This window comes from Pandoraea captiosa (assembly GCF_902459775.1).
Classification (GTDB): Bacteria; Pseudomonadota; Gammaproteobacteria; order Burkholderiales; family Burkholderiaceae; genus Pandoraea; species Pandoraea captiosa.
In genome coordinates, this window is sequence record NZ_CABPSQ010000014.1 from 36363 (window position 1) to 61385 (window position 25023).

At 63.0% G+C, this 25023-nt stretch carries 23 protein-coding genes; 9 read left to right on the forward strand and 14 right to left on the reverse strand.

From position 1 onward, the window contains the following. Positions 1-96 precede the first annotated feature (96 nt). On the forward strand, positions 97-756 hold the full coding sequence (ribA, locus tag PCA31118_RS23580; protein ID WP_044457897.1) for a GTP cyclohydrolase II: 660 nt from the start codon (positions 97-99) through the stop codon (positions 754-756). Between the two features lie 28 nt (positions 757-784). Here the strand turns inward: ribA and PCA31118_RS23585 are convergent, their stop codons facing one another. The 7 genes from PCA31118_RS23585 to PCA31118_RS23615 all read right to left on the reverse strand — a co-directional run bounded on the left by PCA31118_RS23585 (position 785) and on the right by PCA31118_RS23615 (position 8310). Continuing rightward, positions 785-1066 carry a DUF3325 domain-containing protein gene (locus PCA31118_RS23585; RefSeq protein ID WP_150627408.1) on the reverse strand — a complete coding sequence of 94 codons (282 nt, stop codon included), beginning with the start codon at positions 1064-1066 and terminating at the stop codon, positions 785-787. Further along, positions 1063-2802, reverse strand: a complete 1740-nt coding sequence (locus PCA31118_RS23590) for a PepSY-associated TM helix domain-containing protein (RefSeq protein ID WP_425495396.1) — start codon at positions 2800-2802, stop codon at positions 1063-1065. Before PCA31118_RS23590 ends, PCA31118_RS23585 begins: the two co-directional genes overlap by 4 nt. Further along, positions 2799-3128, reverse strand: a complete 330-nt coding sequence (locus tag PCA31118_RS23595) for a DUF3649 domain-containing protein (protein WP_150627409.1) — start codon at positions 3126-3128, stop codon at positions 2799-2801. The genes PCA31118_RS23590 and PCA31118_RS23595 overlap by 4 nt, the downstream gene beginning before the upstream one ends. Before the next feature lie 12 nt (positions 3129-3140). Further along, positions 3141-3905 carry a DUF4198 domain-containing protein gene (locus tag PCA31118_RS23600; RefSeq protein ID WP_150627410.1) on the reverse strand — a complete coding sequence of 255 codons (765 nt, stop codon included), beginning with the start codon at positions 3903-3905 and terminating at the stop codon, positions 3141-3143. A 71-nt stretch (positions 3906-3976) separates the two neighbouring features. Then, positions 3977-6439, reverse strand: a complete 2463-nt coding sequence (locus tag PCA31118_RS23605; protein WP_150627411.1) for a TonB-dependent receptor — start codon at positions 6437-6439, stop codon at positions 3977-3979. A 257-nt stretch (positions 6440-6696) separates the two neighbouring features. Then, on the reverse strand, positions 6697-7788 hold the full coding sequence (locus PCA31118_RS23610; RefSeq protein ID WP_246190404.1) for a FecR domain-containing protein: 1092 nt from the start codon (positions 7786-7788) through the stop codon (positions 6697-6699). Between the two features lie 3 nt (positions 7789-7791). Further along, positions 7792-8310 (reverse strand): sigma-70 family RNA polymerase sigma factor, encoded by a 519-nt coding sequence (locus PCA31118_RS23615; RefSeq protein ID WP_150627491.1) that lies wholly within the window; start codon positions 8308-8310, stop codon positions 7792-7794. 641 nt (positions 8311-8951) lie between these two features. Here PCA31118_RS23615 and PCA31118_RS23620 point away from each other — a divergent pair. The 3 genes from PCA31118_RS23620 to PCA31118_RS23630 all read left to right on the forward strand — a co-directional run bounded on the left by PCA31118_RS23620 (position 8952) and on the right by PCA31118_RS23630 (position 13274). Then, positions 8952-9296 (forward strand): hypothetical protein, encoded by a 345-nt coding sequence (locus tag PCA31118_RS23620; RefSeq protein WP_150627412.1) that lies wholly within the window; start codon positions 8952-8954, stop codon positions 9294-9296. Positions 9297-9641: 345 nt separating this feature from the next. After that, a complete protein-coding gene (gene mgtA / locus PCA31118_RS23625; protein WP_150627413.1) occupies positions 9642-12395 on the forward strand; it encodes a magnesium-translocating P-type ATPase in 2754 nt (917 codons plus the stop codon). Between the two features lie 144 nt (positions 12396-12539). Further along, the gene (locus PCA31118_RS23630) at positions 12540-13274 is read left to right on the forward strand and encodes a transporter (protein WP_150627414.1); all 735 of its coding nucleotides are present in this window, start codon (positions 12540-12542) and stop codon (positions 13272-13274) included. Here PCA31118_RS23630 and PCA31118_RS23635 read toward each other — a convergent pair. Continuing rightward, positions 13238-14413: a GNAT family N-acetyltransferase gene (locus PCA31118_RS23635; RefSeq protein ID WP_174990582.1), complete on the reverse strand. Its 1176-nt coding sequence runs from the start codon at positions 14411-14413 to the stop codon at positions 13238-13240. The two genes, PCA31118_RS23630 and PCA31118_RS23635, sit on opposite strands and share 37 nt — an antisense overlap. A 335-nt stretch (positions 14414-14748) precedes the next feature. On the opposite strand from PCA31118_RS23635, the gene PCA31118_RS23640 reads away from it, so the two are divergent. From PCA31118_RS23640 to PCA31118_RS23650, 3 genes are all read left to right on the forward strand, one after another. Then, a complete protein-coding gene (locus PCA31118_RS23640) occupies positions 14749-15240 on the forward strand; it encodes an Rrf2 family transcriptional regulator (RefSeq protein WP_150627416.1) in 492 nt (163 codons plus the stop codon). A gap of 407 nt (positions 15241-15647) precedes the next feature. Then, positions 15648-15938 (forward strand): DUF4148 domain-containing protein, encoded by a 291-nt coding sequence (locus tag PCA31118_RS23645; RefSeq protein WP_150627417.1) that lies wholly within the window; start codon positions 15648-15650, stop codon positions 15936-15938. 133 nt (positions 15939-16071) lie between these two features. Further along, complete coding sequence (locus tag PCA31118_RS23650; protein WP_150627418.1) at positions 16072-16962, forward strand: AraC family transcriptional regulator; 891 nt, start codon at positions 16072-16074, stop codon at positions 16960-16962. Between the two features lie 144 nt (positions 16963-17106). On the opposite strand, the gene PCA31118_RS23655 is transcribed toward PCA31118_RS23650, so the two are convergent. The 4 genes from PCA31118_RS23655 to PCA31118_RS23670 form a co-directional block, all read right to left on the reverse strand. Then, complete coding sequence (locus PCA31118_RS23655; protein ID WP_150627419.1) at positions 17107-18354, reverse strand: porin; 1248 nt, start codon at positions 18352-18354, stop codon at positions 17107-17109. Between the two features lie 237 nt (positions 18355-18591). Further along, a complete protein-coding gene (locus PCA31118_RS23660; protein WP_246190405.1) occupies positions 18592-19551 on the reverse strand; it encodes a glycerophosphodiester phosphodiesterase family protein in 960 nt (319 codons plus the stop codon). Positions 19552-19626: 75 nt separating this feature from the next. Next, a complete protein-coding gene (locus tag PCA31118_RS23665; RefSeq protein WP_150627420.1) occupies positions 19627-20385 on the reverse strand; it encodes a DeoR/GlpR family DNA-binding transcription regulator in 759 nt (252 codons plus the stop codon). A 103-nt stretch (positions 20386-20488) separates the two neighbouring features. Then, positions 20489-20974, reverse strand: a complete 486-nt coding sequence (locus PCA31118_RS23670; protein ID WP_150627421.1) for an Lrp/AsnC family transcriptional regulator — start codon at positions 20972-20974, stop codon at positions 20489-20491. A 157-nt stretch (positions 20975-21131) separates the two neighbouring features. Between PCA31118_RS23670 and glmS the strand changes: the two genes are divergently transcribed. Further along, the gene (gene glmS / locus PCA31118_RS23675; RefSeq protein ID WP_150627422.1) at positions 21132-22961 is read left to right on the forward strand and encodes a glutamine--fructose-6-phosphate transaminase (isomerizing); all 1830 of its coding nucleotides are present in this window, start codon (positions 21132-21134) and stop codon (positions 22959-22961) included. Positions 22962-23078: 117 nt separating this feature from the next. Here the strand turns inward: glmS and PCA31118_RS23680 are convergent, their stop codons facing one another. Next, positions 23079-23270, reverse strand: coding sequence for a hypothetical protein (locus PCA31118_RS23680; RefSeq protein ID WP_150627423.1), 192 nt, complete (start codon positions 23268-23270; stop codon positions 23079-23081). A gap of 152 nt (positions 23271-23422) precedes the next feature. After that, positions 23423-24325 carry a LysR substrate-binding domain-containing protein gene (locus PCA31118_RS23685; RefSeq protein WP_150627424.1) on the reverse strand — a complete coding sequence of 301 codons (903 nt, stop codon included), beginning with the start codon at positions 24323-24325 and terminating at the stop codon, positions 23423-23425. 146 nt (positions 24326-24471) lie between these two features. Here PCA31118_RS23685 and PCA31118_RS23690 point away from each other — a divergent pair, with 146 nt between their 5' ends. After that, positions 24472-25002 (forward strand): lipocalin-like domain-containing protein, encoded by a 531-nt coding sequence (locus tag PCA31118_RS23690; protein WP_150627425.1) that lies wholly within the window; start codon positions 24472-24474, stop codon positions 25000-25002. Positions 25003-25023: the final 21 nt, after the last annotated feature.

The window sequence follows — 25023 nt, forward strand, 5'->3', positions numbered from 1 at the left end:
GTCGGCTGAAATTCGCAAATGGCGGTACACTCCGAGCACACGCCATCGCTGCACGATGGCACGCGACTCCCAATTTCAGCCCGTTTGAACGTCAACATGAAGTCCCCTGGTACTGCCTCTGCCACGCTCAACTGCGACGCAGGCGAATGCGTCGAGCTTGTTGCTACGGCAACGCTGCCCACCCGTTACGGCACCTTCACGTCCCACGCGTTTCGCGTCAAGGACAGCAGCAACGAGCATCTGGCGTTGGTGATGGGCGATGTGACGGGCGCGAGCGGTGTCGACTTGCCGCCGCTGGTGCGCCTGCATTCGGAATGCCTGACGGGGGACGTTTTCGGCTCCTACCGCTGCGACTGCGGTGAACAACTCGACGCCGGCATGCGCAAGATTGCCGAAGAGGGCCGTGGCGTGATGCTGTATCTGCGTGGTCACGAGGGACGTGGCATCGGCCTGAGCAACAAGATCCGTGCGTATTTGCTGCAAGAGCAGGGCCGCGATACGGTCGAGGCGAACCTCGATCTCGGCCTGCCCGACGACGCCCGCGAATACGATTCCGCCGCCGCCATCCTGCGCATTCTGGGGGTGGGGTCGGTGCGCCTCATGAGCAACAATCCGAAGAAGTTCGATACGCTCATCAAGCACGGCATCCCCGTGAGCGAGCGCGTGGCGCTCGATATTCCGATGCGCGAAGAAAACGAACGCTATATCCGGACCAAGCAGGTCAAGTTCGGGCACTACTTCGAAGAGAACGAGTAAGTGCAGGCGCCGCGCGCCGGTCGGCACTTCAGCGCGACGCGCGGCGGCGCTCGGCCACAATGAGCGCCAGATAGACCAGACCGGCGGCCATGCTGGTCTGCCCGCTGTAGTGCACAAGCCCCAGTCCCCATCCCTGACGCGCCACGGTGACGACCAGCGCCGCGACCAGCGCTGTCCAGCCGATCTGCCGGTAGCGCCGCGTGCGTGACGCGCAGACGCCGCTGAAATACGTCTGCTGGTGACGTTGCGTCGCCAGTGCGAGGGCGCCAAAGCCCGCAAGGCAGAACGCAAACGTGAGGAGAGCCATCATGCGCGATCCTCGCCCAACGGCGCGTTGACGGTGGCGCTTCCCGAAGCGGGCGACGTCGTTTTGCCTGGAAGCGCTGCGCGGGAGGGCTTCGTCTTCGGCCGGTGGCGGGCGGTGCGCACGGCCAGCCACGCATGCAGCGCGGCGAACGCCCACAACGCCAGATCCATGACGGCAAAGACCCGGTCCCCGGTCGTCACGCTGTGCCATAGGCCGCGCGAAGTCGTGACGGCGTTGAGTGCCGGCAGCAGGGCGAGCGCAGCCGCGCCGATCCACAGCAACTCGATCCATGCGCGTCGGGCCGGGCGCACCAGTGCGTACAGCAGCGTCGCTGCCCATACCCAATAGAACGTGTGGACTTCCACGGCGCTGCGCTCGATGACGTCGAGCGAAATCAGACGATTGCCCCAGAGGAACGCCGTCATGGCGATCGAGAGGCCGGCAATCGCCGCGATGTTAAGACGCTCGACCACGTGGAACCCGAAGTGTGGTCGTGTCGGGTCTGGCAGCCGGGTGCGACGCTTCACTGTCCACATCACCAGCCCTGTGCCCACCATCGCAGTTCCTCCGAGGCTCACAAGGAAGTACAGCCAGCGCAACTGGAGATCGCTGAAGCGTCCGAGGTGCAGGGCGTACATCACGCCGCGAGTCTCGGCGGCGGCACCGACGCCGTCATGAACTTCGAGCACCTTGCCAGTGGCGCCATCGAATAGCAGATATTGTGGGCTCATCGATACGCGCGTGGCGTCGCCGCGCGTGACGGCAACACGCGCAGCCGCGTCACCCGCATTCGTGACGGTCACGCGTCCCACGTCGTGCGCGCCCCAGCGAGCCTGCGCCTCACGCACCATCGTCTCGATGGAGGCGAGCGGCATTTTCTGTCCAGTCGCCTTGCCGGGCGCGGGGAAGGCACTCAACTGCGCAGCCAGTTGCGCGCGTTCGACCGGCGTCTTGAGGGCAGTCTGCGCGCCCCACGGCATATACATGGCCATGAGAGTGACGAGACCCGTGTAGGTAATCATCAGGTGGAAGGGCAGGCCGAAGACTGAGAGCGCGTTGTGCGCGTCCAGCCACGAACGCTGTCCCTTGCCCCACCGAAAGGTGAAGAAGTCGACGAAGATCTTCTTGTGCGTGATTACCCCACTGATGATCGCCACCAGCATGAACATGGCGCAGAAACCGGCGAGCCAGCGTCCCCACAGGACCGGCAACGGATGGAACTGGAAATGGAATCGATAGAAAAAGTCACCGCCTAGGGTCTCGCGCGTTCCCAGCGTTCCGAGTGTCTGGCCCGTCGTTGGATCGAACGTCGCTTCCTCGAATGTGCGACGCGGTGTGTTCGCGGTGCCCGTGGGTACCGGCGCCGTGCGCCAGAACACGCTCGCGACGGGATTGCGCTCGGTCGGCAAGGTGATGCCCCACTGCGCACTGCCGGCGGCAAGTGTCGTCAACCGGTCGGCAACGCTTTGCGCAACGACGGCCGGATCTGGCAGTGTCTGTCTGTGCGGCACCTCAGGGCGCATCCATTGCGACAATTCGTCCCTGAAGTAACTCACGGTGCCCGTGAGGAACATGGCATACAGCAGCCAGCCCACGAGCAGGCCGGCCCACGTATGCAGGTCCGACATCGTCTGACGGATGCCACGTCCCGGCGGCGTGGCGGGCTGCCGGGATTTCACTGCGCCCATGGAAACCCCGGACTTCGCCGACTTCACCCCGATGTTCGGCTCAGGCGTCATGTCGCCCCTCCCGCCACCCATCCGCACGCGACGGCCCACGCCGCGAGTGCGAGCGGTGTTGCGACGATGAGCAGGCCGGCCCAGGCACGCCACGCACTGCGCGCCGCGAACACCCACACGACGGCGCCCGCATAGATCGCAAAGCTCGCCAGTTCCCCGGTGATGACTGCCTGTGGTTTGCTCATCGGCAAGGCAAGGACAGCCACGCTGGCGAGGGCGGCAACGGCGTAACCGCCGCCGATGGCCGCCACGATGCGGGCGACGAGTGCGCCTCGCCGGCCGAGTCTGCCGCAGTTGGCCGATGGCGCGCGACGAACCTGAGCCATGACGCGTGTCGCTTACTTGTTGGGGGTGGCGACCGGTCCGGCCGGCAGCGGGTCGATGCCCTCGACCTGCGTGACGGTGGTGGTCGTCACGTAGCTCACGCCCTGATATCGCTCGGCACCGTTCGTGCCAGGGCGCTCACCTGGCGTCATGTCCTTGTGACTGACTTCGGCAACGTACACGCCCTTCCACGGCATGTCGAACGTCACGCGTCCCTGCTCGTTCGTATGCGCTTCCTTCGCCCAGCCCGATTGCGTGACCAGCGAAACCTTCGCCTTGGGCAGCGGCTTGCCCTGGAAGAACAACTGGAACTCGCCGGACTTGCCGGCGGGCACGAGGTCGAGCGCCAGTTGCGGCTTTTGCGTGGTGAAGTCGGTCGCCAGACGCGCCGACGGACGGTACCAGGTCGTGACTTCCTGACCGTCGCGACGGGAAGTGAAGAGGGGATACCTGGCCTCCTCTGCGACGAGGGCGTCTCCCGCCGTGGCACGGAACGGCAGCGTGAACCCGTTCGCCGTTTTGGTACCGGCAGCCGTTTTCTCGCCGTGCGCCGAACGCAGCGTGGCGGTCGGGGCGACGAACTTGTCGAGCAGTCCCGGCGACGCTTCGCGCAGGTTTTCGCCGAACTCGCCGAAGCGGATGACGGCGTTCTGGTCGGCGGGTTGCTCGATCCAGACCTGATGCGCTTGCGCCGTTCCGGCAACGGTGATGAGGGTTCCGAGCGTGAACCCGGCAAGCCGGGCGATCCTGGTTTTTCGGTTGTCGACGGTGGTCGGCATTGCGGTCTCCTTGGTGAAATGGCGGATGCGGATTACGTCTGGCGTGGAAGGTTGTGTCATGTCGATGCGGCTCAGAAGTCGATCTGCGCCGAGAGCAGGAACGTGCGCGGCGCTGCCACGGTGGCGTAGGTGCCGCTCATGAGCCAGTAGTTCGAATTGAAGAGGTTCTCGATGTTGGCGCGCAGCACAACCGGCTTGCCCGCGATGCGGGTGCGGTAGCGCGCGCCGATGTCGTAGCGCGTCCAGGCGGGAAGTTCGAGCGTGTTGGCCGCGTTGAAGTACATGCGCGACGTATTGATGATGCGGCCGTTGAGCGAAAGTCCCGGTACCCACGGAGTATCCCAATCGACGCCAAGGTTGAACGCGCGCTTTGGCACGCCGTTCGCATCGTTGCCATCGTTCACGCCGCCGGCCGTTTTGGTCAGCTTGGCATCGTAGAACGTTGCACTGGCCATCAGACGCAGGCCCTTCACGACTTCGCCGTATGCCGACACTTCGATGCCGCGGTTGCGCTGTTCACCGTCGAAACTGTAGACGTTCGTGGCCGGGTCGGTAATCGCGTTCGGGCGCTGCACCTGAAAGACCGACACCACCGTCGTTACCGGGCCCCAGTCGGCTTTCACACCGGCCTCGTACTGTTTGGACTTGTACGGCGGGAAGACCTGACCGGCGTTTTGCGTACCGACGGGCGCTACGCCGCCGCGCGACAAGCCCGACGTGAAGTTCGCGTACACGGAAACGTTTTGCAGCGGCTTGACGACGATGCCCGCGAGCGGCGAGACGGCGCTCTGGTCGTAGTTCGACGACAGTGCGCCGGTCGTCGTGTTGAAGTTGTCGAGTGCGACGCGCTGGTGGCGCAGACCGCCGGTGAGCAGCACGCGGTCGTTCAGGAACGAAAGCGTGTCCGTCACGGCAATACTCGTCAACGTGGATTCCGAAGCTTTCCTCGGATCCGTTCGCGGGGCGTCGACGGCAGGCAGCGGCGCGGGATTGTAGATGTTCGACGCGACGGACTTCGAACCTGGCACGTAAGCGTTGCCCGAGTCCTGCTCGAGGCGCGACGCCTGTACCGTAAGGGTGTGACCGATGTCGAACGTTCTGAAACTTGCCCGAGCCCCCACTTCCCCCGTGCGTGAGCGGGTGTAAGAGTCGTAATACGAATTCGTTGCCGTGAAGTTGCCGAGGGCATCTGCGGGGCCGCTCGGGAACGTCTGGTAGGCGCTCGCGTAGTGGTAGCCGATGGCGCCCCACACGGTCACGTTGCGCAGCACGTCGTATTCGAGGCGTGAGGTCACGGCGGAGTCATGCAGATGCAGTTCGGTGCCGGGATAGAAGTTGCGATATCCCGACGGTGCTTCAGGAATCGTCTTCACCGACGACTGGAAGCCGATCTGGGGACGGAAATTGTCGTCGCCTTCATGCTGCGTGTAGGCGTCGAGTGTCCAGCGCAGGCGTTGCGTGGTGTAGTCGAGGCCGACCGAGCCGAAGCCGACGCTCTGCCTGCCGTTATCCAGCGTGGTGTTGCCGTCGCGAAATACGCCGTTCAGGCGCACGCCCCACGCCTGGTCTTCCCCGAAGCGGCGGCCCACGTCGGCTTCCACGCCCAACTGCGATTTGCTCTGAAACGTTGTCGTCAGGCGCGTGATCGGCTCGCTCGTGGCGCGCTTGGTCACCACATTGATGGCCCCCCCGATGCTGCCGCTCGGCCCGATGCCGTTCATCAGCGTGCCGGGGCCCTTCAGAACCTCCACGCGTTCGACCATCGCCGCCGGCACCCGGCTGGCCGACGCCATGCCGTACAGGCCGTTGAGTCCCACGTCGCTGCTCGAGACGGTGTAGCCGCGAATCTGGAAGTCTTCGCCGAACCCTCCGCTGGAGGTGAGCATGCGCACCGACGACTCGTTGATGACGACGTCTGCGAGCGTGCGGGCCTGCTGGTCTCGCACCATCTGCTCGGTGTAGTTCATTGTGCTGAAGGGCACGTCCATCGCATCGGCCGAGCCGAGCATGCCAAGACTGCCGCCGCGCGCGATCTGACCGCCCGCGTAGGCCGGTTGCAAACCGTTGTCATAGCTCGCGATGACGTGGGTCGTCGGGAGCGCCACGGCGCCTTCGGCGCCCGCGGGCGTCGTGGCGGGCTGGATCAGATAGCTGCCGTTCGACTGGGGGACGACCTCGACGCCAGTGCCCGCGACGAGCGCTTCCAGCCCGTTACGCGGCGTGTACGTGCCTTTGAGGCCATGGCTGTGGCGTCCTGCCGTGACTTCGGGTTTGAACGACAGCATGATGCCGGCGTCGCGCCCGAACCGGCTCAAGGTGTCTTCGAGCGAGCCCGCCGGAATGTCGAAGGCGCGAGCCCCCGGCGCGGCGGTGCCCTGGGCATGGACCGTCAGCGGGGTGAGGGCGATCATCGCCGTCGGTGCAGCGACGGCTGCGCCCAGCGCGATGCGACCCAGTGCATAGGCCAGCCGCGTGCGGCGGTGTACCCGAAGTTGTTGGCTGGGGCGTTGTTGCCGCCCGCGGACGTGACCCATGATCTGACCTTTCGTGTGGAAGAGAGTGGTGGTGCTCGTCCTCCATGACCCGCGAAACACAGAAACGGATCACCTTTGTGAAAAAATTTTTGCGCCGTTGAATCTCACGCGACCGCGCGGGCATGTCTCGGTCGCTGGATTGCGTCGGATCGCGTCGAGTTAAGTGGAATGGCGTGGCGGTACGTGGCGGTACGTGACGTAACGTGGCATTACGTCGGGTATGTCTGTTATGCCCGGTGCATCGGCAGCGCACTGATCTATGCTGGGACCAGCCGGATTTCGCGCTTGCCCCAGAAGCGCGTGAACGCTTCGGCGCGAACGGCGAGCGTGCTGCCCAGGGTGTCGAGGACCTTACCCACGTCGTCGAGCGGAAACGTGCCCGATACGCGCAAATTGGCGACATCGGGGTCGCACGAGAGCGACGCATCGCTGTAGCGGTCCAGCTCGGCGATGAAGTCCGCGAGCCGCATGCTGCGCGCGACGATGAAGCCTTCGGCCCAGCTCGCGTCGGCGGTCGGCGTGTCGATCGTCCCGGAGATGCTGTCGGCCGTGTAACTGGCATGTCGCCCGGCTTGCACGATCAGCGATCTGGCGGGCGCCGCGCGCGGACGGAGTTCGACCGCGCCCTCGAAAACGCTCACATGGGTATCGTCCTCGCACTGCCGCACGGTGTAGCGTGTACCGAGAGCGCGTGCGGTTCCTTGCGAGGTCTCAACGAAAAAGGGGCGCGGCGGTGCATGTCTGTCCGGCGCGGTCGTGATCATGACTTCGCCGGCCACGAGCCTGATGCGTCGTTCGTCCTCGCGATACCGGATGTCGACGGCACTGTCGGTGTTGAGTACCAGGCGCGTGCCGTCATCGAGCAGCAAAGTACGGCGCTCGCCTACGGCGGTGTGCACGTCTGCCGACCAACGCTGCCACGCCGATGAGTGCAGGACAGTCCATGCGCCGGAGCCGCCGAAAAGAAGGACGGTGAGAGACTTCACGGCGCGGCGACGCGATTTCGATGCGGGCGGTGATGATGACGAAGGTGGTGCCGATGTGCCCGATCGCGCCAATGCGGTTTGCGCGACCCCGGCTTCGACGGGAGCTGCCAAGGGGGCGAGCTTGCCCTTGACCGATTCGATGCGTTGCCATGCACGTTCGTGATCGGGATGCGCGGCACGCCAGGCATGCCAGTCGGCCACGGTTTGCGGCGACGTATCGTCGCTCTGCAATTCGATGAGCCATTCGACCGCTCGCTCGGCGACCTCTGGCGGCACATTGGCGGCGTCGCGCGTGGAGTCGTACCAGCTTGAGTGCGTGGCGGGCATGGCAGGCATGGCAGGTGAGGGGGCGTTCTTGCGCATGCGTCAGCCCAGAAACGACAGGTCGGCGAAGTAGCAGCGGTGCAGTGCCTTGGCGAGATAGCGCTTGACCGTTGGTACCGAGACACCGAGCGTCTGTGCAATCTGTGCGTGCGTTTGCCCGTCCAGTTGCGAGGACAAAAACGCCTGACGGACAAGGGGTGGCAGGCCGTCGAGCAGCCGATCGAGCTCCAGCAGTGTTTCCAGCATCATGGCGCGCGTCTCGGGCGACCATTCCACGTCGCGCGGCACTTGCGCGAGCGCATCGAGGTAAGCCCGTTCGAGCTTCTGACGACGCCAGTGATTGGAGACGAGATTCTGCGCTACCGTCGTGAGATAGGCGCGAGGTTCGTCGAATGTCGACGGCACGCGTTCGCTGCCAAGCAATCGCACGAAAGTGTCGTGCGCGATGTCCGCTGCCTGTTCGGCACTGCCCAGCCGTCGATGCAGCCAGCCCTTTAGCCAGGAATGGTGATGGCAATAAAGCAGTTCGACGGTAGAGGGAAGGGTGCCCGGGGTTTGCATGATCCAGCCTGATGCTCGGTCCACTCACGACACTCGGGACCAGCGCAAGCACTGGCTAACGGTCATGCAGCAGTTGAGACGACTCGCGGTAATTTGTTAATGATAATCATTATTAATAACGCATGGGAAATGTCCCTGTCAATCTAAAGTCTTTTGACTCGGGAATCGGTCGGTGTCCGTAATTCGGGACAACCTTGCGCAAGGCCGTCCATCGGCCGTCTACGAGCAGGGCGAGTGTTGTATCCAAGCAAATTCCGAAGAAGTTTGCGATGCAGCATTTATCGCTTGACGCTCTAAATTAGCCTCAGTTACCATCCGCCCTGTCTTCAATTTAAGGGGTCAGTCCGTGAATTCCGATGCCAGTAGTCCTCGATCTTTGATCGATTGATTGCCTGAGGATCCACAGTCTTTCCCTGTGCCGCGTCCTCATGCAGGATGCGGTATCCAGCGCCAGCCTAGCGCTCTTCCCGAGCGTGCCCTTTCGGGGCTTCCCGGCGCGATTTCCGCAAAAGTTTCCATCGTCGTGCCCGTAACGGGTGTCGTCGTGTTGCGCGTGTGTTGCTCATGCGCCACCTGACTGCGCTCTTGCGTGCCGGCCGCCCGTGCGTGGCACGGGCACTTCGCAGCCATGCGAGGAAATCATGCGAGCTTTTCAAACGTTTCAGGCTTTCCAGAGCCAGCCGACGCGCACCACGCCCGTGTCGCATCTGACCATCGTCTGTCTGGCCGAGGCGCTCGGCGCCTTGCGCAAGCAGATGTTCATCGACCTCACGGCGCTCGGCCTGCGTGCCACGCATGTGAGCATTACGCGCTGGAGCGACCGCGACGAGGCGTCCGCCACCGTCACGCTCGACTGCCCGCATGCGTCGCGAGCATCGCTCACGTCGCTCGTCATGCGACTGTCGGGTGAGCGCAGCGTGCGCCGTGTTTTCTGGTCCGATGACCCGTCGCGTCGCGCAACGCTCGGCGCGGCCACAGCCGCTTAAACATCCGGGTAAGCACCCGCCGATCCACGAAACCACCGTCGGCCTACGCTTGACCGTTTGCCGACTGCCGAATACAAAAATTTAAGGAGTCCGAAATGGAAGACGGATCTAGTCGAATGTGGCCCGTCGGGGCCGCGCGTGCGCTCAATGGTGCGTGCGGCTTCCCGGCGGGCGACCTGATGCCATACCCCCAATTGTTTCGCTATCACCGACCGCGCGCTGCGCGGCGCGGCTGGGTGCGTTCGCGCTGATTTCCGGAGACATGATCTCCGCTAGCGTCTGACGATACCGGCCGGCCGCCATGCTTCGTGCATGCCTGCGTAAGCCGCGCCAGGAAAAATCGTCATGACAAACAACCACCGCTCCCGCCACAAGCAGCGCGGTTTCGTCGATCATTCGACCGCGACCGATCTGCCGCTCTCGGGGCCCGACGTCGTCGCCCGACTCGCGACCGAACCGCTGCACCACGTGCTCCACACCCTCGGTACCGACACCACCGGCCTGCCGCTCGCCGATGTGGGGCAGCGCCAGACCCGCTACGGTCCCAACGAAATCGCGCACGACAAACCGCCACACTGGACGCGTCAACTGATCGGCGCCTTCAACAACCCCTTCGTGTTCGTGCTGCTCGCGCTCGTCACGATCAGCTTCTTTACCGATGTCTATTTCGCCGATCCGGGCGACGAGGACTACAAGAGCATCATCATTCTGATGACGATGGTGACGATCAGCGGTCTGCTGCGCTTCTTCTCGGAGTTCCGCTCGCTGCGCGCGGCCGAGAAGCTCAAGGCGATGGTGCGCACGACGGCCAGCGTTCGGCGTCGCGCGTCTGCGTCGGGCAAGTCGGAGCGTCACGAGGTCGCCATGCGCGATCTGGTCGTGGGCGACATCGTGACGCTTCAGGCGGGCGACATGATTCCGGCCGATCTGCGACTGATCGAATCGCGCGACCTGTTCATCAGTCAGGCTGTGCTGACCGGCGAGGCGTTGCCCGTCGAAAAGTACGACACGATGGGCGCCGTCGCACAGAAGTCCGCCACGATCGCGGCAGGGCAAGGGAATGCCAATCTGCTCGACCTCTCGAACATCTGCTTCATGGGCACGAACGTGGTGAGCGGCACCGCCGTCGGCGTGGTCGTGGCCACCGGCGCCGACACGTACTTCGGCGCGCTGGCGAAGAACGTCGTCAGCCACAAGCGCGTGGAGACGAGCTTCGACCGTGGGGTGAACAGCGTGAGCTGGCTGCTCATTCGCTTCATGCTGGTGATGGTTCCCATCGTGTTCATGATCAACGGCCTGACCAAGGGCGACTGGCTGAGCGCGCTGACCTTTGCTCTTGCCGTGGCCGTCGGTCTGACGCCGGAAATGCTCCCGATGATCGTAAGTGCCAACCTCGCGCGCGGTGCACTGGCGATGTCGCGTCGCAAGGTCGTGGTCAAGCGTCTGAATTCGGTACAGAACTTCGGCGCCATGGACGTGCTGTGCACCGACAAGACCGGCACGCTCACGCAGGACCGCATCATTCTCGAGCAACATCTGGATGTGACGGGCGACGAGCAGGAAGACGTGCTGCGCCTTGGCTGGCTCAACAGCTATCACCAGAGCGGCCAGCGCAACCTCATCGATGTGGCCATCATCCGCCGCGCCACCGAGATCGGCGAATCGGTACAGCCGCGCACTTACGCCAAGGTCGACGAACTGCCGTTCGACTTCGTGCGCCGCCGACTGTCGGTGGTCGTGGAGAACGAGCGCCACGAACATCTCATGATCACCAAGGGCGCCGTTGAAGAGATGCTGTCGGTCTCGACACACGTGAAGACCCCGCACGGCGTGCGTGCGCTCGACGACACGGCCCGCGCCATGCTCATCGCGCGTGCCGAGGCCTACAACGAAGACGGTTTCCGCGTGCTCGTCGTGGCCACTCGGGACATTCCGGCGGGCGAGACGAAAAACCAGTACAAGACGTCCGACGAGCACGGCCTGACCGTCTGCGGTTTCCTGACGTTCCTCGATCCGCCCAAGGATTCGGCCGCCCCCGCGATCGCGGCACTGCGCGAGCATGGTGTGACGGTCAAGGTCCTCACCGGCGATAACCCGATCGTGACGATGAAAGTGTGCCGCCAGGTCGGGATCGAGCCGGGCACGCCGTTGCTGGGGGCGGACATCGAGTCGATGGACGATACAACGCTGCGCGACGTGGTCGGTCGCACGACCGTGTTCGCCAAACTCGCGCCGCTGCACAAGGCTCGCGTGGTCAAGGCCCTGCAAGCCAACGGCCATACCGTGGGCTTCCTGGGCGACGGTATCAACGATGCCCCCGCGTTGCGCGACGCCGACGTGGGCATCTCGGTCGACACCGGCGCCGACATCGCCAAGGAAACCGCCGACATCATCCTGCTCGAAAAGAGCCTGATGGTCCTGGAGGCCGGCGTGATCAAGGGGCGCGAGACGTTCGGCAACATCCTCAAGTATCTGAACATGACGGCCAGCTCGAACTTCGGCAACGTGTTCTCGGTGCTCGTGGCGAGCGCCTTCCTGCCGTGGGAGCCTATGCTCGCGGTGCAACTGCTCGTGCAGAACCTCGTGTACGACATCTCGCAGATGTTCCTGCCGTGGGACCGCATGGATCCGGAGTTCCTCAAGAAGCCACGCAAGTGGGATGCCGGCAACATTCGTCGCTTCATGCTGTGGATCGGGCCGACCTCCTCGGTCTTCGATATCACCACCTATGCATTGATGTGGACGGTCTTCGGTGCGGGCGCGCTCTATCACCTGCACGGCGGCGCGGGCGGGCAGGTCATCATGAATTCCGGCTGGTTCATTGAAGGGCTGGTTTCGCAGACGCTGGTGGTCCACCTGTTGCGCACGCAGAAGATTCCGTTTCTGCAAAGCACGCCGGCGCTGCCGATCATGCTCTCGACATCGGTCGCGATTGCGATCGCCTGCTGGCTGCCGTACTCGCCGTTCGCGCAAGCCATGGGGTTCGTCAGTCTGCCGGGCTCGTACTTCTACTGGCTTGTGGCGACCATGCTCGGCTACATCATGCTCGCCCAGACGGTCAAGACGATCTACATCCGACGCTTCGGTCGCTGGTTCTGAGCGAAGCCTGATAGTCATTCGACACCCGAATCGCTGGAATGCTCCTGCCCACGAGGGCGGGAGCCCGGCGCTCACATTCACGTCCCGAACTGCGCGAAATCCATGCGCGGCATCGGGGCGGCACACGCACATCGAGAACGACTCATGAAGAAGCAACTGATGTATCTGGCGCTGTTCTGCCCGCTCAGCGCTTTCGCGGCCCACCCGCTGACCTCCGACGATACCGGCACGCAAGGCGACGGAAACTGGCAATTCGAGACGAACGGCGAAGTGACGTCGAAACAACCGGATATCGGGCGTCAAACGCTCTGGAACAGCACACTCACCCGGGGCTTCGGCGAAGCGCTCGATCTTTACGTCAACGTGCCGTATACCAACATTCAAAATCGTTCCGAGTCGGCCGGCAGCGGTGTCGGCGACGTGGAGACCGGCGCGAAGTGGCGTATGTATGACGATGGTGCGTTCAGCGTCGGCTTGAAGCCGTACCTGACGTTTCCGTCCGGCAACGATCAGCGCGGACTCGGCACCGGCCGCGTGAATGCCGGGGCGACATTGCTCGCGCAGTATCAGATCGACGACTGGACGTTTCTGGCCAATGCGGGTGCCGCATATCAGGCGAACCGGCAGGCCCAGCGGCAGGGCGTGTGGAAGGTGTCCGCCGCGGTGCTCTATCGGGTGCTGCCGTCCACGCAACTGATCGTCGATATTGGCACGGCCCAAAATCCGGATTTCGCTCAGAAGACGAACCCGGCGTTCATGATCCTCGGCGCGATTTACAGCCCGACGTCATGGATGGATCTCGACGTCGGGTACCGGCGTGGCTTGAATCCGCAAACCTACGATTACTCGTGGATGGGCGGGTTGACGGTGCGCTGGTAAGTCCTTGCGAGGTCCATTCGGTCAACTGCACCGGGTGCCGCCGAGTGGACCGTGAATCCATTCGTCGGCGTATCGGCGGCTTCCACGATCGGAAGATTCATGTGGATGGCGTCGTACGACCGACCATCGCAACGAAGCGAATCAGGATCTGTGCCGGTTTTCACGAAGCCTTGTGACTCGTACAGCGAAATTGCCGATGCTGAGGCGGCACTCACGACGAGACTCAGGCGTGTGAGTTGCGGCATCGTGCGCGCGAGGGCAATCGCGGACGACAGCAATTGGCGTCCGATGCCTCGCCCTGAGGCTTTTTCGTGGACAAACATTCCCCAGAGCGCTGCGTTGTGCGAGCGCTTTCTCGCGACCAGCGGCCGCAGTCCGAGCATGCCGATCAGGCCGTTGTCGTCGAACGCGCCAATGACAATACCGTTGGGGGATTTCGTGGCTTTGGCCCATGCCGACGTCGGACTCAATTCGACTTCCTCGTCGTAATCCATTTCGAACGCTGTCGGGTTCATACGCAGGGCATGAAGTCGCAACGCCTGAAAAGGCGTGGCGTCCTCTGCGGTCAGCTCGCGGATTTGAACATCGGCCCTTCTCGTCGACACGTCACCCACCGCAGAAGCGCCGAATATCCGACGGGCCGTTGAGAGCCGATTTGTCGTGAGGTCGACGCGGGAAGCAGCATCGAGTTGCGCCAGAATTCGGTGCAAGTGGGTGCGAACTTCCGAATGAGGGGCTGAAGCGATTTCCGGAATAGCATGACGTCCAAGGGTATGGCTTAGCCGCATCCGATCGTCATGCGCCAGCGTGATGGGATCATCGGTGGATGACATCCAGTCGGGACAGCCTTTGACTTCCAGATTGCCGACCACGAAGTTTGGCGGGGCGTCGTCGAACACCTTCCATTGCAAGGCACCCGAATGGGCTGGAGCCACATATCGAGTGAGGCAGGTGAACGCAAAAATTTGTTGTGGGGCCGATGTAGCGTCCAGTAACCGTCGGAACTCGCACGAAGCGTCGTGCGCCTTGTCGGAGAGGAACAGGTGTGTCAGCGCGGGCCACCAACGCGTCGTTTGGCAAGACACGGATGTTGATCCTTGCGTGACGGACGCGGACACCGATGTCAGAGCGTTCGGCATTGACGGGTTCGCATGACATGAGAACTCCATGGAAACTCCTTTCGCTGGGGGGCGATTTAAGCGCGCCGGGGCTCGAACGGTTGCAGGACTAGGGCGCGACGGCATCTTCTGATTCCGCGCTGTCGGCTCACTTTCACAAATTGACCAATTCGATCCCGTTGGGAAATGCGCCGTCGATTGCCCGTCGCTTTTCGCTCAATCCGCCCACTTTCGTTAGTCGGGCATGGGACATAAGATGCAAATCGGGGCCATGTTAAACTGCCTCGAATATTCATCCGGGGCGGTGCGAAGCACTGCCTTGTTCATTCCCGCAGCCGCCTCTTGTTCGCCGTCGCATGCGACTTACCGACCACACCGATTACAGTCTGCGCACTTTGATCTACGTCGCGGTTCATCCCGACGAACTGGTGCATGTGCAGTCGGTGGCGGACGCCTTCGACATTCCCAAAAACCACCTCGTGAAGATCGTTCAGAAGCTGGGGCAACTGGGCTTCCTTCACACGGTGCGCGGGCGGGCAGGCGGCATTCGTCTCGGACGTCCCCCCGAGCGCATCGGCCTGGGGGACGTGGTGCGGGCGATGGAGCCCGATTTCGCGATGGTCGAGTGCTTCCACCAAGGCGACAACGCTTGCGTGATTACGTCCGCGTGCAATCTGCGCGGGGTTCTGGGTGAGGCGTTGCGTTCCTACTTCGCGGTGCTCGATCGCTACACGCTGGCGGACCTCGTCGCGCAGCCCGCGGTGCTGCGCCGCCTGCTCGGCAACGCTGCGGCCACCGTCGTTCCGCTCACGGACATCAAGGTCGGCAAGCGCGTCACGCAGTCGTAATTCCCGTTGCCGTCATTGCCGCTGCTGTCGTTCCCACTGTCCTGATTTTCGCTGCCGCCATTCCTCCTGTCGTCATTCCCTCTGGGATCATTCCCTCTGAGGTCATTCCCCCTGTGGTCATTCCTGCTATTGGGTCGGCACTTGCAGCGTGTCGTCGGCCATCATTCCGGCATTTTCGGCCATCCCATCGAGGCTCGCTATCGCCGTCATAGCGCTGCGCAATCGCCGAGCGATCGCCGACATCAGAACTGGACGAACGGTTGCATCTTGTAGACGTCCTGCCGCGCAGCGCGCGGCGTCCTTTCGTAATCTTCAGTCATACCCGATAGCGTCCATCCGATCACGAAAATGGGCGCTTCGCGGGATTCGACATCCGGCCATTGTTGCCGACCGAAAGGAGTTTCATCATGAACGCACGTATCTTTGCCGCCGCCCTGATCGCCACTGTCTCGCTGGCTTCCGTACCGGCTTTCGCCGACACCCAAACGGCGGACGCGGGTCAACCCGCTGTGTCTCAAGGCCTGAGCCGCGCGCAAGTCCTTGAAGAACTGCGTCAGGCACGCGCTTCCGGAAAGCTCGATCAATCGCTCGAAACGTACCCCTCGCTGCTGCAACAAGCGCCGTCGATCGGCCGTTCGCGCGCCGAAGTCCGCTCGGAAATCGGGACCGCTGCGGCGCTTGCCGACAGCCGCGCCTGATCGCACCTGACGCGTGTATTGACGTCGGGGCCGGCAACGGACTTTCCCGCCGTTTGCAGGGTAGGTCCGGTCCAAGCAAGGGTTTGATAAATCCTCCATAATCGGCGCACCGGGTTATTTCAACGAGTGCGCCATGGACCGGCTCTCCACCCTGATTTCGAATTTCGGCGTTCGCGCCGGTGTGTTTCATAGCGGCGGCATGTGTGGTATCGCCAGCTACGGTATCGATGCGCATGACGGTGGGCATCTCCACTTGCTGCGCTCGGGCGAAGTGGCGCTGGTCACGGAAGACGGCGCACGACGACAGATCGACGAGCCGTCGCTGATCTTCTTTCCGCGTCGCAACCATCATCAATTGCTCTCAGGCGAAGCGGATCGCACGGAACTGGTGTGCGGTTCGTTGTCGTTCGACGGTGGTCACAACAATCCGCTCGTGGCCGCGTTACCTGACTTCCTTGTCCTGCCTACGAAATCCCTTTCCACGCTCGAACTCACCTTGAACTGGCTGTTCGCGGAAGCGTTCGGACAGAATTGCGGGCGCCTGGCCGTGATGGACCGCTTGTTCGAACTGCTGGTCATTCAACTGTTGCGGCACGTGCTGGAGCATCGTCTTGTGAGCTTCGGCATGCTGGCCGGATTGGGCGACCCGCGCCTCGCCCGTGCGTTGAACGTGATCCATAACCAGCCGGGCGAGCCGTGGACGGTAGAGACGTTGGCAAGCACCGCGAACATGTCGCGGGCGAATTTCGCCGCACAGTTTCGCGAAGTGGTCGGGCAGTCGCCGGCGGATTATCTGCTGGACTGGCGCATCGGGCTGGCGCAGAAGCGTTTGCGTGACGGTCAGCCGATCGCGCGTGTAGCGCAGGAAGTGGGTTACGACAGCGCCTCGGCGCTGGCGCGCGCTTTCCGGCGCAAGACGGGCAGCAGCCCGCGCGACTGGCTGCGCGCCCAGATGCATGCGGTCACGACGTTGCCGCGACCGCGCGTGCAGTTCGAGCCTGTGTTGCCCGCGCAGGCAGCGTAATCGCTGGACGAACGCGCGGTCATCGGTGTCGTCGTCGGGATATTGTCGTCTCCGGCGCCGTCATGACATTACCTTGCTCGCAGGCCGAGCTCTGGCTGGGACTGCGTGCGCGTGGCCCGTCGCCAGCCAGATTTTCATTTCGGCTTAGAACACGTGACTGACGCCCAGACGCACGACCGTCTGCGAGCTGGTGGCAGACGACATGCCGTTGGCCGCATCGCCCACCGACGCCGTGGCGTCGACCACGTTGCCGTAGGCGTCGAGAGTGTTCCCCGATGCCTTCTGGTATCCCGCCAATGCATACAGCTCCGTGCGCCTGGACAGGTTGTAGAACGCGGCGAGGTTGAACTGATGGTATTTCGCGCCTGATGCATTCGCCGCCGGGGCATTCACGTTCGTGAAGCTGTATCCGCCGCCGAAGCGGAACGCATTCGTGAAGCGATACATGCCCAGCACGCCGACCGTGTCGAACTTGGCCGTGCGCGTGAAGCGCGAGTACGTGCCCGCCGAGTACTCCGTGTGGCTGTAGTTTGCGCCGAGCGTGGTGTTGCCGAACTGGTACGTCATGGCGGTGGCGACGATGTCACGCGATCTGGCGCTGGCATATCCGGCGTTGATGGACGACGCAAAGGCCGATTCCGACGAGCCTGCCCAACTCCCGATGGTCGTATCCGTGGCGCTCGCCTTGTCGTTGTTGGCGTGCGAGTAGCCGACGCCCCACGTCAGCGGGCCGTTGGCATACTGGCCGGCGAAGCCCCAGGTGTTCTGACGCCCCATCGTGCCGGGCTGGCCGCCAAAGCCGTACATCGCCCCGAAGGTGAATCCGCCCCACGTCGGCGACCGGTATTTCACGCTGTTGTTGACGCGCGAGCTGTGGTCGAGATTGTCGACGTCGCCCGGGTGTGCGCCCACGCCCGAGAGCAGGGCGGTGCCGCCCACCGAGCCGACGAGATCGATCAGCGGATCGTACTGACGACCCAGCGTGACGGTGCCATAAGCTTTGTCCTGCAAACCGACATAGGCGTGACGGCCGAACTCTGCGCCCCCCTGGCTGGCCGTGCCGTTACCGATGTTAAAGCCATTCTCGAGACGGAACAGCGCTTTCAATCCGCCGCCCAGATCTTCCGAGCCCTGAATGCCCCAGCGGCTGCCCTGCCAAGTGCCGCTCTGGAACGCGTAGTTCGACGCGCCGGTCAGGACAGCGGGACGTCCTGCCGCGCCCGCACGCGTGACCGATGCCACGTTGCTGGCATAGCCAATGCCGCCGTCGACGATCCCGTAGAGCGTAACGTTGGACTGGGCGCAGGCGAGCGTGGCGGTACTGCAGCCGATCACCAGCACGGCGGCGCGGGAGAGCGGCGCAAGCGCGAGAGATTTCGCGAAAGACTTCATGGTGTGTTTCCTGAGTGAGTTCTGACGGGGAAGTCAAAAAAGGCGATCCGCGTTCCGGTGTCATGTCCCGGATTGGCGAATCGATTCATAAATTAGAAGTACTAAGTACAAAATTCCCGAGTTCCCCTCGCAGACGTTGCCACCGACGAGGGATATCCGATGTGCGTGCCGCCGCCGGGCGTGGGGAAAGAGGTCCCTGCGGCGGTGCTGCGCGTTGTGCGCGTCGCCCTCGTCGAGTTACCTGGCGATGTCCTTGCCTTGCCTGGTCAGCGCGTCGCGCAAACGAGCGGGCGAGTCGGTCATCACCGCATCGAACCCCAATTGCGACGCGGCTTCGAAGTCCTGCGGCGTTTCGATACCGAACGCGACGAGATGCACGTTGCCGCGCGCTTTGAAGCACTGCACGGCGGCGGGCGTCCACCAGTTGGCGACGACCTTCGAGATGCCTTCGCCCAGCGTGAAACGCTCGACCACTTCGACCTGACGATGGAACTCGATGCCGGCCCACGTGCCCGGCGCCGGCGGGGTGGTGCATTGACCAGCCAGCGCTGCGGCAACGAGTCGGTTGCGTGTTGCGTCGCGCGATTCGAACAACTGGGCTTGCGGGCGGCGCTCACGCATGCGGTCGGTAGCCTCGGCTTCCGTGGAGTAGAGACGCACGCGTGACCACGCATGCATGTCGTCGAGCACCTTGATGACGGCTTCGACCAGCGGTGCCGCGGGCGTCTGCTTCATGTCGAGCAGCACGGGGACGTCTGCGGGGACAGCGGCGAGCGCCTCCCGCAGCGTGGGGATGGGCAGGGGGTGGTCGCGATACGGGTAGACCGTCTGGCCCGCCGCGTCCTTGCGAGCAAAGGCATAGCCGGCGTTGAGCCGCTTCACGTCGGTATAGTCGAGGTCGGCAAGTTTGCCGCGACCGTCGGTCAGTGCGGAAAGATCGGCCGGGCGGTACATCACCGGTACGCCGTCGCGCGTGACCTGCACGGTCATCCACAAGGCTTGCGCGCCGTTTTGCAGTGCGTTGGTAAAGGCTTGCACCGTGTTTTCCGGCGTATCGCCGGTCCCGCCGCGATGCGCGACGATGAGCGGGGTCGCACTGGCCGCGAGCGGCATCACCGCACCGAAAAGACAGGCGGCGACGCTCGCACCGATAGCGGCTACGCGCCAGTTGAACGAACGCATGGGGATGGATGGCATGGTGGGCGATCTCGTTGCGAGGGCGGGCGTGAACGGGGACGTGGGCATGCGAAATGAGGTGTGGTGGCGACGGGTTCAGACAACAAGGATTTCCGGCGATGCGATCGGCAGGCGCTGACGCAACGTGTCGGGCACCGGCGCATCCGTAATCACAAGGTCCTGCTCGGCGAGCTGACCGCCGCGCACGCTCGGCTTGCGCGTGAATTTGTAGGCGTCGGCCACAAGCATGCGATACCGGCTGGCCTCACGCAGCGCTTCGCGCGACGCCGCTTCATGGCGGTCGTAATCGAGCAGCGTGCCGTCGTCGTCGATACCGCCAACGCTGTACACGCCCACGTCGGCCCGATAAGCACGAAACAGCCGGTCCGCTTCGTCGCCGAGAATCTCGGGATTGGGCGAGCGCAATTCGCCACCGGGCACGATCACGCGATGTTCGGGATTGTTGGCAAGCACGAGCGCCGCACGCAGGTTGTTCGTAATGACGCACAGGCGTTTGCGATGCATCAGGGCGACGGCGACCTGTTCCGGCGTGGTGCCGATGCCCAGCAGCACGGTCGCGCCGTCCGGAATGCGCTCGGCGGCGGCATGTCCGATACGCAGCTTCCCTTCGAGATTGCGCACCCGGCGCACCTCGTATGGCTGATTCGTGCCGGGGGGCATGAGACGCGCGCCGCCGTGATAGCGACGCAGCACGTTCGCGTCGCACAACGTGTTTACATCGCGGCGAATCGTTTGCGTTGCTACGCCGAAGTGGTCGGCGAGGGCGTCAACGCTCATCTCTCCATGCTGGCGAAAGAGCGCGACGATACGGGTCTGACGTTCGGAAAGGTCCATCGGGCGGTCGGGCGTTGCCCATTCGTTCTGGAATGGGCGCCACTTTGACAGCCGAGAATGACATTCAAATGACGATGTCGGATGTTCAAATGAACATTTTCATTCAGCGAGACGCTTTCGCATGAACCGGCGCATTCGCTTCGAACTTGGCGCAACGGGTCGAAAAGAACGTGCGTACGTTGCGAATGTTGGCGGCGCTTTTGAAGATGCGGCGCGCGAGCTCGTCGTAGGCGGCCATGTCGGGCACCTCGGCAATGAGCACGAAGTCCGGTCCCGGCGAAACGCGGTAGCACTGCGTCACGGCGGGTTCTTCGCAGATGTAGGCTTCGAAGGCGTCGTAGTCCTCAGCGGCTTGCCTGTCCAGGCTCACTTCGACGACGGCGCGCAGCGTCGGGCCGAGCCTCGCGGTGTCGATGATGGCGATCTGGCGGGCAATGATCCCGGCCTCTCTGAGTACGCGTACGCGTCGCAAGCATGTCGGTGCAGACGCATGGACGCGTCGCGACAATTCCAGATTCGAAATGGAGGCGTCGGTCTGAAGTACGCCCAGGATACGCAAGTCCAGATCGTCGAGGGTGAGAGGCGGCATGTCGATTCCTGTGGCACGAAGTGAATGAAATTTAATTTCACCTCATGCAGTGCATGAATTTTAATTTCATTTCGATGTAAACGTTGAAGATTAATTTCAGTTCGACGACTCTACCATCGCTTCACTGGCTGGCAACGAATCCTTCTGGAGAAGCGTTATGTGTGGAATCATCGGCGCGGTGGCGCAACGGGACATCGTGCCCAATCTGGTCGACGGGTTGAAGCGCCTTGAGTATCGCGGGTATGACTCATGCGGCGTTGCGCTGTATCGTGACCGCGACCTGGTTCGGGCGCGCAGCGTCGAGCGTGTAGCGAATCTGCAGCAGGAGGTGGCACGGCTCGGGCTTGCGGGGTACACAGGGATTGCGCACACGCGCTGGGCGACGCACGGCAAGCCGATTACCGACAACGCCCATCCTCACTTCTCGCCGAACGCGCAGACACCGCGCATCGCGCTGTCGCACAACGGCATCATCGAGAATCACGAGGCATTGCGCGCCATGCTGGTGACGCAGGGCTACACATTCGCGAGCCAGACGGACAGCGAAGTCATCGCGCATCTGATCGATCATCTCTACGACGGCGATTTGTTCGAGGCAGTCAAAGCGGCCGCCGCTCAATTGTGCGGGAGCTATGCGATCGCTGTGATCTGCCGTGACGAACCGCATCGGCTGGTGGGCGCACGCGACGGCATGCCGCTGATTGTCGGCGTTGGCGACGGTGAGAACTTTCTGGCCTCCGATGCGATTGCGCTCGCGAACGTTACCGATCGCATCGTGTATCTGGAGAACGGCGACGTGGCGGATGTACAGTTGCATCGCTACTGGGTGGTGAATGCGCAGGGGCAACGTGTCGAGCGCGCCGTGAACCAGGTGGCGGCGCACAGCGGTGCGGCGGATCTCGGGCCGTATCGTTATTACATGCAGAAAGAGATTTTCGAGCAACCGCGCGCGGTGGCCGACACGTTGCTCGACGTGACCTCGATCATGCCGGAGTTGTTCGGCGACAACGCATGGCGTGTGTTCAACGCGGTGGATTCGGTGCTGTTGCTGGCGTGCGGCGGGAGTTATCACGCGGCGTTGACGGCGAAGTACTGGATCGAGAGTCTGGCGCAGGTGCCGGTGAGTGTGGAGATTGCTAGCGAGTATCGCTATCGCGACAGTGTGCCGAACGAGAGGACGCTCGTCGTCGCTGTCTCACAGAGCGGCGAGACGGCGGACGTGCTGGGCGCCGTGCACGTGGCGAAGCAACGGGGGATGTTGCATACCCTGGCGATCTGCAACGTGGCGACGAGTGCGTTGGCGCGCGAATGCGCCTTGACGTTTTTCACGCGGGCAGGGGTGGAGATCGGCGTGGCCTCGACCAAGGCGTTCACGACGCAATTGGTGTCGCTGTTCATTCTGGCGTTGACGTTGGCGCAAACCCGCAATCGTCTGTCCGAGGCGGATGAGCAGCGGCATCTCAAGGCGTTGCGTCATCTGCCGGATGCGATTGCCAAGGTGCTCGCACTGGAGCCGCAGATCATCGGCTGGGCGGAACAGTTGACGCGCCGACAGGACATCCTTTTCCTCGGGCGGGGGCTGCATTATCCGGTGGCGATGGAGGGCGCGCTGAAGATGAAAGAGATTTCGTACATCCACGCGGAAGCGTATCCGGCCGGCGAGCTCAAGCATGGACCGCTGGCGTTGGTGAGTGACGAGATGCCGGTGGTGGCGGTGGCGCCCAACGACAAGTTGCTGGAAAAACTGAAATCGAATATGCACGAAGTGAGTGCGCGCAATGGCAAGCTCTACGTCTTTACGGATAGCGATTGCGGGCTATCGCCCGGACCCGATATCGAGGTGATCCGCTTGACCGAACACTACGGTCTGCTCTCGCCGATTCTGCACACCATTCCGATGCAACTGCTCGCGTATCACGCCGCAGTGGCACGGGGCACCGATGTGGACAAGCCGCGGAATCTGGCGAAGTCGGTGACGGTGGAGTGAGAGACGATCCGGGGGAGGCGATGTCGACAACCGTTGTCGCGTGGGAACGCTATTGATGTCGTTCGCGCGGGTGAATCGTCTGTCTTCGCGATGCGCTTTGCGTCGCCCCGCGTACTTCTACGCAACGGTTCGTGACTGACTCGAATCCGCGATGAAAAACTCGTTCGCGTATTCGCGCGTGCGCACTGACAACAGGCCGAACTGACCACCGAGGTCCATCGTGCTTTGCGCCACCTTGGTCGGTGTGGCGTCCTCACCGATCGTTACGTTGACGCGGGCGATGCCTGCCCTGGTGAATGCAGGAAGCACGCCGGTAATCCTGGTGTCGCTCGCAACGCTGAAACTGCGCGCCGCGATCTTTTGTGATGCGGCGTCTGTGAAATAGACCTGGCGTGCCTTGGTGAAGTCGACAACGCCTCTCGCCCGGCTGGCTGCGCGAGCTTAGGAGGTGCGCCGATGACTCAACCCGATAGGTTTGCCAATACGCCTTGCCCGATGGTCTGCTTCAAGTGCGCGAGCGCAGGTGGCATTTCTTGATGTGCGGCATGCAGACACAACGTAACGTCCGGTAGCGCAGGAAGCCCATCCCGTTCACCGAGCGGTTTCAACGTCGAAGGTAGTCCGGCGGCCGTTCGCAGCGTGATGCCGAGCCCTGCGGCAACCCCTGACCACAAACTCTGAATGCTCGCCGTGGTGTAGGCGACGCGCCACGAAATACCCGCCTTGTCGAGCGCTGCCAGGCCGGCGCGCCGGAAAAAGCATGGCGCGTTGTAAAGTGCCAGATCGAGCGGCTCACCTGACTCACCCGGCTTACCCGACTCACCCGGCCGCGTCGCGCCATGCGCGTGCGCCGGACCGATCCACGTCATGGGCAGTGTGGCGACCGGTTCGGCATCGGCGCGCGTCTCGTAGCCCATTGCCAGCACCATGTCGAGCTCACCCCGGTCGAGCCGTTCGAGTAGTGCACCGTTTCGCTCAACCGCCACTTCCACGCGAACACCCGGATGCGTCCTCTTGAACTGCCCCAACGCCGCTGGCAGCCACGTTTCTGCAAAGTCGCCCGGCAAACCGAAGCGCACCACGCCTTCGACCGACGCCGCGCGCACCGACCGGACTGCCTCGTCGTTCAGATCGAGAATGCGATGCGCATACGAGACGATTTTTTCTCCGGCATCGGTGAGCGCGAGGCCGCGTCCTTTACGCCGGAACAGGGGCATCCCCACCTGTGCTTCGAGCTTTCGCATCTGCTGGCTGACGGCAGATTGCGACCGGCCGATCCGCTCCGCGGCCCGATTCAGGCTGCCAAGCTTTTGCGTCGCGATCAACGTGCGCAGCGCATCCATGTCGAGATTGGGTTGCATCATTGTGCAGAATCTCTGAACTGAGAGTGCCGAATTATCGCATCCACTGAAGTTTTGCGCAGGTAGCATCGACGCGTGAAATGAAGCGTCAGCGGTGCGCGGCAACGGTTGTCGCGCTGTGCCAACCCAATCGGAAAAGGAAACGAGGCATGAAGGCTCAGACGGTGTGCCAATGGAGCGCGATCGGCGCGATGCTTGTGGCGTGTGGACTGACGGCGAACGCCGCGCAAGCGGACGTGAAGACGGACCAACGCGCGCTGGCAGGGACATGGACGTTGGTCGCGGCAGACGTTCAACACCCCGACGGTTCGCGCGCACGCGACTACGGCGCCGACCCGAAAGGAATGCTCGTGATCGACGCGCAAGGTCATTACTCGCTGCAAATCTTCAAATCGGAGCGAGTGAAATTTGCCTCCGGGGATAAGGCCGTTGCTTCCGCGGAGGAATACAAGGCGGCCGTCATCGGGTCCAGCACGCACTTCGGCACGCTGAACGTCGACGCGGCGGCCGGCACGTTGAGCTTTCACATCCGGAGCGCGTCATTTCCGAATTGGGAAGGGCAAACGCAGACTCGCCATTTCGAATTGAACGGCGACGTGTTGAGCTATCGCGTGACGCCACGTCCGAATGGAGACGTGCCGATCTCGATCTGGAAACGGGTGGACGACCACGCGAGGTGACACGTCGTCAATACGACGCCA